General features: G+C 36.9%; 5 protein-coding genes and 1 pseudogene. 2 read left to right on the top strand and 4 right to left on the bottom strand.

Features of this window, described 5'->3' with window-relative positions; translation table 11 throughout:
* Positions 1-261: 261 nt before the first annotated feature.
* Both ACVWXS_RS21245 and ACVWXS_RS21240 read right to left on the bottom strand, forming a co-directional pair.
* Positions 262-4575 carry an S-layer homology domain-containing protein gene (locus ACVWXS_RS21245; protein WP_456960057.1) on the bottom strand — a complete coding sequence of 1438 codons (4314 nt, stop codon included), beginning with the start codon at positions 4573-4575 and terminating at the stop codon, positions 262-264.
* A gap of 712 nt (positions 4576-5287) precedes the next feature.
* Positions 5288-6856: a sensor domain-containing diguanylate cyclase gene (locus tag ACVWXS_RS21240; protein ID WP_456960056.1), complete on the bottom strand. Its 1569-nt coding sequence runs from the start codon at positions 6854-6856 to the stop codon at positions 5288-5290.
* Between the two features lie 426 nt (positions 6857-7282).
* Between ACVWXS_RS21240 and ACVWXS_RS21235 the strand changes: the two genes are divergently transcribed.
* Positions 7283-8185 (top strand): CAP-associated domain-containing protein, encoded by a 903-nt coding sequence (locus ACVWXS_RS21235; RefSeq protein ID WP_456960055.1) that lies wholly within the window; start codon positions 7283-7285, stop codon positions 8183-8185.
* Positions 8186-8566: 381 nt separating this feature from the next.
* The gene (locus ACVWXS_RS21230; protein ID WP_456960054.1) at positions 8567-9751 is read left to right on the top strand and encodes a CaiB/BaiF CoA transferase family protein; all 1185 of its coding nucleotides are present in this window, start codon (positions 8567-8569) and stop codon (positions 9749-9751) included.
* A gap of 184 nt (positions 9752-9935) precedes the next feature.
* Here the strand turns inward: ACVWXS_RS21230 and ACVWXS_RS21225 are convergent, their stop codons facing one another.
* Together ACVWXS_RS21225 and ACVWXS_RS21220 are read right to left on the bottom strand one after the other, a co-directional pair.
* A complete protein-coding gene (locus tag ACVWXS_RS21225) occupies positions 9936-11411 on the bottom strand; it encodes a hypothetical protein (protein WP_456960053.1) in 1476 nt (491 codons plus the stop codon).
* Between the two features lie 724 nt (positions 11412-12135).
* A pseudogene (locus ACVWXS_RS21220) lies at positions 12136-13419 on the bottom strand (IS1182 family transposase); the annotation flags it as partial.

Below are 13419 nucleotides of genomic sequence, written 5' to 3'. Positions count from 1 at the left end.
GTTTTCTTTATCCCCATTTATTTTTTGCGAGCAATTATTCTCCCACCTAACTTTTTACTTTCGCAGAATTTGGAGGTGGGAGTCTTGTACCTGACGCTTCGCTTTCAGTACAATTTAATTACTGCCCGTTAATGCGGAATCAATTAGCTGGACCTCAAGCTCTTTGTGAAAGAGAAATAACCAAGTGGAAAATCATCCACTTGGTTATTTTTTGGTTGTTATCGATTTAAAAGCCTTATTTCTATCATTTATACATATTTATTATTTTGAAATCTTATCTTGAACAAGATATTTATTACCATATTTATCAACTATTACAATTACAATATAATCTCCCTCAATGAATGGGAACGTATTATTTGTAATAGGTTGCACTGTTCGTCCGTTTTTAAGCGGCGTTTTGCCATTGCCATTGCTAAGACTTGTTAATGCACCAGAAGTATTTGGATCAATAACCTCAATTGGTTTAACATTATCAATTTCTGTTTGTGTATATGTTTTACTATATACTTTGTAATAGTAGTTGACTTCTTCTCCAGGTTCCACTGAAGGATCTGAGAAGGTAAAGTCGAATGTTGCATTAATCTTATTACTTCTATCAACAGAAATAGGCTCCTGAAGCTTAGCACTTTCAATATTAGTTGTAAGAGTTCTATAAATATAAGATGCTGTAGGTTTACCATTTGCAAACGGTATTTGTGTATTGGCAATAATCGCACTGCCTTTATCTGTAATATCGGCATTTACCGTTAATGCAAAGCTTTGATTTACCGGATTATTAAACGTAATAATCATTTTTCTAGGTTTCCATGTCTCCCTTAAAGCTGCACCATCTTCCCAAGCCCATGTATAACTTGGTAAAGTCGCTGTTGTACCATCTAAGTTTGTAAAATTAAAGAATGATTGACCATTTTTAATAATACTTCCTGGATTAGCTGGGTCGCCGACTGCTTCTGAGAATGTAACCTCAAATGTTTTTCCATCAATTCGTTTAAAGATAGGATCTTCTACTCGTGGCGCTGTACCATCGGAATAGAAATCTTGCTTCATCCAACCAGCATTTGATTCATCATGATTATCCCCAGCATCATTAGCTTTGTAGACGCTAATATTACCATACGTATCCTCTGCTCCTAGATATACAACATACTCTGTATGTGGATTTAAAGTTACACCCTGTGCTTCAGTTAACGGGAATGCCCCTTTTCCACTTTTCTTAACACTTGGGCTACCTTTTAGTTTGTCCTCTAAGAATTTACGCTCTGCAGGTGTATCAATCTTTAAATTAGCTGAATCATTCGTTGTCCCATCTGCATTTTTCTTCGGTACAAACCAATAATGCAGTAAAGTTGTCTCATCAGTATTAAAGCTGATCATTGCTTTTGTATCATCTTTTTCCTTAGGCTTTACAACTAAGTCTTTAATTAACGGTGCTTTCGTGTCACCAATAATTTCTTTTGATGTCATTTTCGAAATTTCCCCACCACGGTCCTTTAAGACCATGTAAACAGAATAGCTTGAGAATGGATTAAGTTTGTCTTTAGAAATAGCCATAGGGAATTTTTTTGTGTCTGCCTCTAAATCAGCCGGACCAGAGCCAATTTCAATATAAATATCTTTTCCGCCTATTTGGAAGTAGCCCGATTTTAATGATGAATCCTTCGCAAATTCATTGACAAAGTCTCGTTCTGTAATCCCTTTGTCGGCTAAATATTGCTTAAATGTCTTTGTTTCACCATTGTCTACAATCGTATCAGGTAAAACCATATAATAATACGTACCAGCCTTATTTGGCTTGAATTCAACTTCAACTCGTCTGAAATTATCAGATTCGTCTGGTTTATTAATGACATTTTCAATAGAAATTTCTGGTTTAACAAATTTCTCATGGACATATTCTGCATAGTTTCGAGCATTTTTACCAGGTTCAACAGTATTGGTATTTTCAAATTCATTGCCTGCTAAGTCCTTAACGCCAGGTAATACTGTTACACGTAATGTATCACCATAGACAAAACCTGTTTCAGATGGAATTGTTAATAATACTTTTTTATCGCCTTCTTTATACTCTACAGCAGAAGGTTTAATTTTTTGCTGCCCTGTCGTATTGACGATAACTGTTCCTGATAAATCGTAGTTATTTACATTACGAGCGCTTTCAGGATCTAAGGCTTCATTTAGATATACATAAAACTGGTTTTCTTGACCTGCTGGTTCTAGCTTCGTCTTTTCTACAAACGGATAGATGTTATCAAGTTCACTTGTTGTAAACTCTTTCATAACAGCTGGATCTTTCGAGTTATTACCCGAATCATCCTTCATCACTACATAAAGTTGATACTCTGTTTCAGCGTTTAAACCTGTTAAAATATCAGTAATTCCAAGTTTACCCGCAACTGCCTTGCCCTTACCTGTTGGCTTAGCAATAATGTCTGCAGTTGTTGGATCTGCGGCAGTCGTCTTTTTACGCACATAGTAGTAATACTCCCCTGGTTCACTCGCTGTGAATTTTAACTCCGCACGTTTTCCGCCATTTAGTGGTGTTACTGTAAGTGACTTTACGACTGGCGGTGAGCCATCCTTCATTTGGAATGCTTGTGATTTAATATCTGAAGCATTTTTCGCTCCATCAACCACCATTACATAAACGACATATTCTTTTTTCTCACCTAGATTAGTGACTTTAACAGTATTTGTGCCTTTTACAGCTGCTCCTGTTCCACTTGCTGCATTTTCAGTAGAAATACGTTCTACCATTTCTCGCTTTGTTGGTGCATCAGCGCCCTTTTCACGAACTATATAATAGTAAGTGCCGACTTCATCTGACGTAAAATCCACCTGAGCATCGCTACCATTTAATGTTGTTACCTTCGTTATGTCAATTAAAGGTTTCGTTTTATCGGTCGGTTTTTGATTATCATAATCGTCCTTATCAATCGGTTTACCGTCTGGATCTGTAATAATGCCGATATTATCTTTATCCTCTAGGAAATCATCGAAGATATTATTCGGTGACTCACCCTTCGGTATAATAACTTTGTCAATATACGTGTAATCTCCAACATCAACCCAACCATATACATTATCAACGTACAGAGTACCTACACGACCGTCCATATATAGCTCTAAATCTGTAAAGCTATTGTAGTTAATCCAGTCGATATTGCCATCTCCGTAAATTGTTAGCTTTGTTTCTGTATCCAGGTTTAGTGTCCCAATATTTCCTTGAATCTCAAATTCACGGACATTCCTGATGATGTCTACGCGTGGTAACTTCATATTTGTTTCGATTTTTGTACCGCTTTGAGATACGACTAAGCGTGATACAGTGCTGTTATAAAATTCAATATGTTTTTCAACATTTTTCATCGTCACTTTATCTTTAGACCAATTCTCAAACGGCTTGTTTTTATCAGGATTTTTGTCTGAATTCTGATCTGTCCAATTTTCAAAATCCGTTGTCGGACCGTTTTTGGACGGGGGTGGGTTTTCACCATTTGGATTTTCGGGATTAGTCCAGTCGATAAATGAAAAATTGTTGCTTGCTATACGGCCAATCGATAATGGATTATAGTCAGAAACACTCATATGTAAAGGTGGACGTACCGTTTCGTTCACATACATTGTGCCAGTCAATGTAACATTTGAAAATTCAATATAGTTCCCATTAACAACGATTGTCGCACCGAAGGACTCATGATCACCATCAAACTCTAGAAATCTTGAGCTTGTCCCGCTCGCATTCAATGTTAGCTTCGAGACAGAGCGAATGGTTTTGCCTGAAAGATCCCCTTCAATAAACGCACCTTTTAAAACTGGTGCATTATATTCATTAAAAATATGCGAAAGACTTTCTGGTACTGAATATGGTTCACCGTTTATGTAGACAACATCGTCTTCAACACCTGTAATTTTGAAAGTTGTAGCATTGCTTTTTTTCTCTTGTGAACGCACAATAAAGGATGCAATTTGTCCACGAGTTACCGCATCAAATGGTGAGAATGTGACAGGCGTTGTTCCTGCTGTAATATTTAAATCCACTAAAGTTTGAATATAGATGGCGTTGCTCGTTTGGCTTGTTACATCTTTGAAGCTATTGTTGTAATTAGATGCTACCTCAAATTTAAAGCCTAGCACTAAAATTTTCGCTAATTGCCCACGTGTAATTACTTCATTAGGCATAAAAGTTCCGTTTGAATAGCCAGACATGATTCCTGCATTTTGTAATGCGGCTACATACTTATAATATTCACTGCTCTGTGGTACGTCTTTAAAATATGGATCTTGCACATTTTTCAAATCTAAATTTAAAACAGTCGCCAGCATTTTTGCTGCCTGACCACGTGTTACATTTTGATTTGGTCGGAAAGTTTTATCTGCATACCCACTAATCGCACCTTGAGCATATAATTTCAAGATATTGTCATAATGACTTGAATATTGGTCAATATCTGTAAATGGTGAAGTAGCCGCCGCTGCCTTTTGTGGTAGTGGCACTACAACAGCAAGCCCACTAGTAGCGAAAACAGTTGCTATCAATGCTTTGTTCACTTTTTGGATTTTTGTTTTATCCATCCCACTCTTCCTTTCAATTATGTATTTTGATACGTACAAAATATCATTTTCATCATACCCTTTATATCGACAGGTAGACAGTGAACCTTCATAGCTATTTCTAAAATAATGGAAGAAAATCGTTAATAACGGCTAGCAGTAAATACACTAAAGGCCCATCACCATAACGTGGAGTTGATTTCCGTTCCGACTAGGCGCTTTCCTGGGGGCGTCCGATGGGCCGCTTCACTCGCGTTGCTCGCTCCAGGGTCTCATCTGTGACGCTAATCCCCAAGGAGTCGCCCAGTCTCCACTCCAATCAACTTATATTTACAGCATGCGTTTTAACAAATGTTATACCTAGTTTCTAATGATGAATCAAAAAACGGTTTAGGCATTCCACGCTCTTCGTCATCCAAACCGTTCTACTAACTAACCGTTTTTTAATGAAATCCCTTTAATATCACACATAAAAAAGCCAAGGAGCATCGGTGCTCGCTTGGCTTTAACGATATATAGGCATACATCTGTCGTACTTGTGATGTCATAAGGGAAAGGGGGATAACCTTACATCTTGTCAAGTCGATCAAGAGATGTGTCCCGAGTTTACGAATCATTTGAACATGCTTTAGAAGTCATATGGGGAATGACTTAAAAGTAGCTTGCCCAAATGATTGTCGTATTAATCGTTTACCCAAAAAATAAAAGATATAAGCCTATTTCAATACATTTTTTATTTATTTTCTTGTCCAGCGACCATAACTTGATTTCGTCCAGCTTGTTTTGCAAGATACAGCGCACCATCCGCAGCTTCAATTAGCTTTTCCGCAGTGTCAGCCATTTGTGGATACACAGCAACTCCAGCAGATAATGTCACTTTGCGACCACAAGGACTTATAGTATGAGCCAAATTATGGCGCAGTTGCTCTGCCACTTGTACCGCTTCCTCAACCGTAGTATTTGGCAGTAACAAAACAAATTCCTCTCCACCGTAGCGACAGCAAACATCTCCATCACGAGCGACTGCTTGCATATTTTGAGCTAAAAATTGTAATACTTTGTCCCCGACCGCATGACCATATGTATCATTAACACTTTTAAAATGATCTAAATCAAGTAAAATGAGGGCATGCGGTAACTTGTTGTCAAGCCATTCAGCTAGCATTGCATCCATCGTACGCCGATTCGTTACACCTGTTAATGGATCTGTTGTAGATTGATCCTTAAAATAGGACACCTGTCCCTGTAAAAACGTTAAACTCCGAATAAGTGCACTCTTTAAATAATAAACTTCAAAATACCAACCACGTACAGATTTTAACCCTTCTACATTTTTCGTTTCCAAGCTCTCCTCTGTTAATGTAGCTAATTGCTGTAAAGGATTTGCAATACGTGCTGCCGCCCAAAGTACAATAAAAATTGAAATTAGCATAAGAGGAATAGATTTTATAATTACATCCTGTACACGATCAAATGAAGGTTCTAATGCTACATCTAACGGTCTCTGAGCAACAACTCCCCACCCCGTTAAAGGAACGGTACTATAACCAGCAAGCATTTCTACTCCTCTAGTATTCACTACTTGCTGTGCTCCATTTTCTCCAGAAACTACCGCTTGAACAACCTTATTACCCATAGCAATATCATCGACACGACTTGGGTCCTGATGATAGATAACGCGTCCGTCTGAATCAACTACATAAACATACGAACCATCATGATAATAATGTTCCCCTAGTAACGCATTAAAAACATTTCGTTCCTTCAAATAAATTGTTCCAGCTACCATTCCTAAATATTCATTTGTCTCTGAAAATATAGGAGACGATATAAAAATAAGAAGACGCCCTGTAATCCCTTCATAAGGTTTTGATACAAAAGGCTCCTTTTTCGATAACGCTTCTTCTGTTTCAACCTGTGCCAATACTTGACCTTGTACCTCCTCAGCTGGTGGTGTAACAGATAGTACAAGACCTTCTGCATTTGTGATAAAAACCGAGTTAAACATATTATCTTGCATTTTCAAACGCTCTGTTTCACTATTCAATGCATTCTTATCATCCATTTTCGACTCTAGATGGTTGGCGCTATATCCTAAAATCTGAAAAGCTTCCTGTAAATACAAACTTGCAGTGGTTGCTAATTTTTGCGCATATACTCGATTTGTTTCAAGCGTATTTTCTTTAATGGAGGCAACATTCATTCGGTAACCGCTCCAAATGCTACCAATACTCGTTAAGAAAAAAGCAGCCAACGCAACTCCCATGATTAAATGCTTTAACTTTAAATGTTTTGATTTCATAGTCTACCTTTACCCTAATTTGTAATTTCTTATCAATACTTTTCCAACTACCGCCATTTAACTTTTTCTCTATTAATCTATTAAAGCATAAAAAATTCCTTATTAAGAATAACTTCGTATATTAAGAGAAAATATTTGTCAAAATAGGGTTTTTAAAACCCTATGATAACGCCTCGTGCCCAACATTGTGTTGTTGCTGACGCTCCGCTTTCGCGCAAAAAACAAATGTTGGCCCTAGTGTCTCGACGCGCCCAGTCGGAATTGAAATCAATCCCCGTTATGGAGATAGCCATATAGTAGGGATAGTTCCAAAAATTTAGCATCGTTAACGGGATAAAAATATAGTATTTTATATCTATGAATCTCCTATATTTTTGATAGATTTCGATAGATTTTTATTATAAATTTACAGAAGAGGGTTTAACTATGTTGTTACGTAAAGCAGCTCCAATTATGTTTGGTTTCAGTATGGCATTATGGGCTAATATTTCTCTTAATCAAAAAAAGACAGTCCATTCAAATACACAAAAAGCGTTGTCACTATCCAGCTTTCAAAGTGAATACAAAATGAAATGGCATCGAGTAAATACAGACTACGCCCAATTCTCACTCGTAGGAAGACATAATTCTAATGAGGTTGGAGGATATGAAACACGCATTGGATATAGCGTATTTGGTATTCACATCGGTGCCAATCAAACAGATGTGCATAGAAAATATGGTCTTCCACTCAGTGCCATACACTATCAAAATACAAGTTATTTGCTCGATTATAATGATTGTGAAGGTAGTACTACACATGGGACCTATTTGATTGATCATCACTATGTTACTTTTTTCTATGATTTACACAAAAATAATATGGTTCGTTCTATCATTTGGATTAATGCCAAAACAGAATTAAGTAAATGCGGTTATTATGGCAAGCCTTCCAATGAACTACGAACAGGGCTTGAAGATTTAATGGTTGAACTTATTAACCATGAGCGAGTTATAGAAGGATTACAGCCACTTATTTATGATAAAAAATGTAATAACATTGCTCGACAGCATAGCAGTAATATGATTTCACATCAATTTTTTAGCCATAAGGATCACATAGGTAATCATTCCAATGACCGTCTCACTGTTAGTGGCGTTAATTACTTCTGGTATGGCGAAAATCTAGCTCATGGACAGCACAATAGTATATTTGCCCATGAGGCTCTGATGAATTCGACAGGGCATCGTACAAATATTTTAAGGAAAGAATTCACACATATTTTTGTTGGTGTCTGTTTTAATGATAACGGTGCACCCTATTATACGATGAACTTCTATTCTAAGTAATTTGAATGGCGACAATAATCATTAGCACAAAAAAATCTCTATGCGCAATCTATTGCATAGAGATTTTTTGTACCTTTGTTGCGACAGAATTTTCGGATAAACGAAGATTATTATCTGAAATTTGACAGATAATCTTTATTCAAAATTTTTTTACTTTTATTGTTATTCCGACATATAATTTTCTGACTAATTAATTTATAATTGAAATTAACATAGTCAAGCCATCAATTCTTCTGTTATAATACTGATAAATTCAACGTTATTCTGTATTAATACAGATATGGTACACGCTTTTCACAAAATGGGGATAATGAGAAAAGCGCTACAATTCCTTCTTAATATAGATGGCATTGTAGCCTACACAAAAAGGGGTTGGGAGATTTGGGTATTTTAAAGGGGCTAAAAATTCTCGATTTTTCTGCATTACTACCGGGGCCAATGGCGACAATGGTATTTGCTGATTTAGGCGCAGAGGTTATTCACGTTGAATCATCAAAACGTGTAGATTTAACGCGTATTATGCCACCTTACGATGATGATCATGAGGCATATATTCATCAACATTTGAATCGTTCTAAAAAATCATTAACATTAAATTTAAAGTCGCCTGAAGCTGTAGAAATTGTGAAGTCACTCGTTAAAGAATACGATGTCATTATCGAAGGATTTCGACCAGGCGTCATGCAACGTCTTGGCATTGACTATGAAGCACTAAAAGAAATAAATCCAAAGGTTATTTATTGTGCTATTACAGGTTATGGACAAACTGGACCATATAGCAATCGACCAGGACATGACAATAACTATTTATCATTAGCTGGCTTACTTGATTACTCACGCCATCAAGATAAAAAACCTGTTTCAATGGGTATTCAGCTCGCTGATATTGCAGGGGGCTCGATGCACGCTGCAATTGGAGTACTCGCAGCAGCTTTACATCGTGAAAAAACAGGTGAAGGACAATTTATTGATATAAGTATGACGGATGCTGTCTTCTCACTCAATGCTATGTATGGGTCTGCCTATATTGGCGGTGGTCGTGTGCCTCAGCCTGAACAGGAAATTTTAAATGGTGGAAGCTACTATGACTTTTACAAAACAAAGGATGGACGATTTTTCTCAGTAGGAAGTCTTGAGCCTCAATTCCGCAAATTGCTTTGTGAAGCACTTGATATTCCTGAGCTTATTGATAATACTTTCAATGATTCATACTATACACAAATTCGTTTTAAAGAGGCAGTCCATGATGCGTTCTTATCAAAGACTTACAAAGAATGGCTTGAAGTGTTTAACGAGAATTTCGAGGGATGTGTCGAACCAGTTTTAACTTTTCCAGAAGCATGCGAGCATCCACAGCTTAAGGCTCGTGACATGATTGTGGATATTCCAAAAAGCGATGGTACAACACAAAAACAAATTGCATCTGCTTTTAAGTTTGACGGTGCCAAGCCCGCGTACAAGCATGTCGGTGCCAAGCTTGGAGAGCATAATGCAGAAGTTCTATCTTCACTTGGCTATAGTGTCGAGCAAATTGCTGACTTAAAGGACAAAGGGGTTTTAGATTAGCACCATTACGCCAACAACACGAAATAAATAACAAGAGTGTCTAATGCTGTCATTGAAAACACATTAGACACTCTTTTTTGACTTCTAATCAATTATGCCTCGGCATAATTGCGTCCGGAGGCTTTAGCCCAACAGATGTTTTTTGTGCGAAAGCGCAGTGCTAACGCAGCGACAGTAACTGGAGTTAAACATACGCACTTACAAACACTCGTAGCTTTTCGAAATGATCGTCAATGAGTAAATATTTTTTATAAATCTCCATTAATTTTTCAAAAACCTCATACTGCTCCGTCACAAATAAAACTTTTAAAATATTTAGCATATGCAAGGATGCGCTCTGTGCTACCAAATAATAAGACGTATCTGGATGATGGTAATGTTGGCGCCATTCTTCCACTGACAAACCTATATGCTGTAATGAATTATTAACATGGAGAGCAATATCTTGCTGAACTGACGCCTCAATCGCGATAAATTGCTCATTACTATAGTTTTTCTGGACTAAAGTGGCATGTATTTTTTTATTGGATGCTAGTACATGTTCTTTTAAAAGCAGGAGCCCTTCTTGATAACGCTCCATTCTTACATAATGATCAAGCAATACAGCATATAAATTTTCTAAAAAATTAAGTTCATAATTTTTTATAATGGCCGGTGGTGTTGGCTTACGATTAGGCAATAACTCCTTATATTCCAACAAAATCTCTATCGCGTAATTATTAAGCCGTTCATCCGCTAACAAATACTCACCGTATTGAATAACACTTTCATCATTCTTCTCCTGATGCGCTATATGAAAAAGAAGATATGCAATCAGAACCTTTTCTTTCTCCGTTAATGCATACATCGAATAACGCCAATCCGCTTCAAAGGAAGTAATTAATGCTTTAACACATCGATAATCCCCTTCTGATAAACGATAGTGCGTGACAATCTGGTAAAGATGTAGCTGTTTTTTTGCTAAACAAGTAGAATTACGGTTATCCACATAAGTTATACACTTATCCAGAGTTTTTTTGTAATTATTCACAAAGTTATTCACATGTGCATAAGTTTTTCGTGCGGATCGTTCAATATGACCCATCATTTCATGGATAAATGTGAATTGTTCTAAAGGTTTGTGGATAAACAGTGAATAAACTTTTTTTATGAAAAGCCAATGCCAAAATTGTGCATCTTCTTTATAAATCATATGCACCAAATATACATTTTCAAATTTATATAAAAATATAGTTTGTAGCTCGTTAACTGGCATTGTAATTTGCATTCGCTTCCCAAAAATTAGCCAGATCAATCGTTCTAAGTCCATTGTATGCTGTGCAAAAAGCTGCTCAAAAAAAGTTTCCTTGCCTTTTTGCGTATAAAAAAAAGCATCGAGACGGTCGTTTACAAATTTAGTATCCAAACCATGCTTGTTAAAAAACGTTTGCATATCTCCGGTGACGCGCCCCCAATATTTTCGTGCAGTTGAAAACGCAATATTCATCGCTGTTTCTTCATTCACTAAAAATAAATTTGGTGAAAGTGCAGTACCTAGTATTTTCGGGTCTACCTGAGAGTCAGTCTCTGCCTCCAACCATTTCGAAAGTAACTTTTCAGCACCCTTTTCACCACTATGTTTAAATGTCATGAATAACTGCTCATCACAATCCAACAGCATGCAACTGAAGCCCCCTATCAAATTCTACCAACAAAGATCTTCCCCTATCATGTAAAATACGTGCCGTAAACACTCTTTCTTCAATATAACAAATCTTATCCAACATATGCTAAAAAAATCGTAATATGCATTAAGAAGTTACAACAAAAGTATTTGTGCAAATTCAACATTTTGGCTACAACAGCATAAAAAAAGCCATCTATAAAGGTACAAATACCTTCTAGATGGGTTAAAAGATTAAGCTTGCTGCTATGAAATATCCAAAAAAAGAACGGCAAATGAGCATTGGACAATCACTCATAAGTTGGTAGCCCATTTGTATTGTCACAAATAGCTCATTGCCTACGCTAGTCAAAGCTAGCGCCATAAAACGCACAACTAATAAAAACTATGCACTATTCACCAATATAATCGAGTAAAAAAGCATTCTCACAACAGTAGACGAACGACCATCTAAATAGTTACAAAAAAATACGTCAAAGTTTTTGACGTATTTTTTCTGCATCGAAAGTGTAGCGGCAGATGCAAAAATGTTTTTCTGCCCCGAAAGCGTAGCGACAGATGCAAAAATGTTTTTCTGCCCCGAAAGCATAGCGACAGGGGCAAAAGGTTTTAAATGAGGCTGGGACATAACTAGCTTCAATTAGTGAGAAATCCGAATTTGAATGAATTCAAATTCGGATTTCTCTTTTTTTATGTTGTCTCCATATAGTTCTTAGCTAATGGCTGTGAATTTTCTTAAATTCACGGCCATTAATGCGAGGCCCATCTCGTTTTCAACCTTCGATTTTCCTCGTACAGAAAATCGAGTGAAACGCAAATTAGCCTTCAAGAATCCAAAAACTGGTTCCACGTCAATTTTGCGTTGACGATAAATGGTACTCGTTTTTTCTTCTGAAAGCTTTGCTCGCACATATTTTTTTTGTTGTTCCCACTTCTCATTCACCATTAACTTACGATTATTTCCTTCTTTTGCTTTTGTACATAATGAACGGAGGGGGCATCCGGAACAGTCTTCACATTCGTATACCTTAAACTCACGCGTGAAATCATACTTATCCGTTTTCGTGGTACGATATTTAAATACAAGCTGTTGTTGGTTTGGGCAAGTGTATCGATCATGTTCTTCATCATAATCCCAGTTCGCTGTATTGAATTCGTTTTGCCTATACTTTTTCTTCTGTTCTTTTAAATACATGTTGTACGTGATTAAGGCTTCTCGCTTACGATTCGAGAGGATATCATTATAATTTTGTTCACTGCCATATCCGGCATCTGCAACGATGTGTTTTGGTAACTTAAAATAATGTTGTTCGATTTCATCTAAAAATGGGATTAATGTACGTGTATCCGTTGGGTTCGGAAAAATGCTGTAGGCAAGCGCATACTGACCTTCTGTTGCCACTTGTATGTTATAACCTGCCTTCAATTGACCATTTTTCATATAGTCATCTTTCATACGCATAAATGTCGCATCCGGGTCTGTTTTCGAATAACTATTTCGTTCGTCAAAGATTTCGAAGCCTTTTTGATATTTTAGTTTGCGTTCAATATAGTCGATTAATTGTTTGCGAGCTTGCTTCGGGAATTTCCGTTCCGTTCTTAAAGCCTTTCGCTCTGCTACATCCGATGAGTCCTCAATTTTTCGATCATATTCAGAAATCACTTCATCTACTTTTTCGACCATTTGAGCGAGGTCTTCCAAGGCTAATTCCTTTTCATTTTCCCGTTCAATTTCTGGCATGATTTCTTTTTCAAGCAGCTCATCGTATAGCCGGTTTGACTTTTCAATTAGTCCGTTATGATATTTCTCAATCGACTTTTTCCACACGAATGTAAATTTGTTCGCATTCGCTTCAATCTTTGTTCCATCAATAAAAATAGCTTCCTGATCAATGAATTCTTCCTGTACTAGCTGGCAGCGGAATTGAACGAAGCATTGACGAATCAGCTCTTTCACCTCTGGTTGGACACGGAATCGGTTGATTGTGCGGTAGGTTGGTTCATA

It is taken from the genome of Lysinibacillus sp. TE18511 (assembly GCF_054062295.1).
The sequence above is the reverse complement of the archived record's forward strand: the minus strand, read 5'-3'. Positions and strand labels throughout refer to the sequence as shown.

What these genes read in the sequence shown, in the direction of transcription:
- ACVWXS_RS21235 (WP_456960055.1), top strand. Translation starts at nt 7,283, where the DNA reads ATGTTGTTACGTAAAGCAGCTCCAATTATGTTTGGTTTCAGTATGGCA.
- ACVWXS_RS21225 (WP_456960053.1), bottom strand. Translation starts at nt 11,411, where the DNA reads ATGCTGTTGGATTGTGATGAGCAGTTATTCATGACATTTAAACATAGT.
- ACVWXS_RS21240 (WP_456960056.1), bottom strand. Translation starts at nt 6,856, where the DNA reads ATGAAATCAAAACATTTAAAGTTAAAGCATTTAATCATGGGAGTTGCG.
- ACVWXS_RS21245 (WP_456960057.1), bottom strand. Translation starts at nt 4,575, where the DNA reads ATGGATAAAACAAAAATCCAAAAAGTGAACAAAGCATTGATAGCAACT.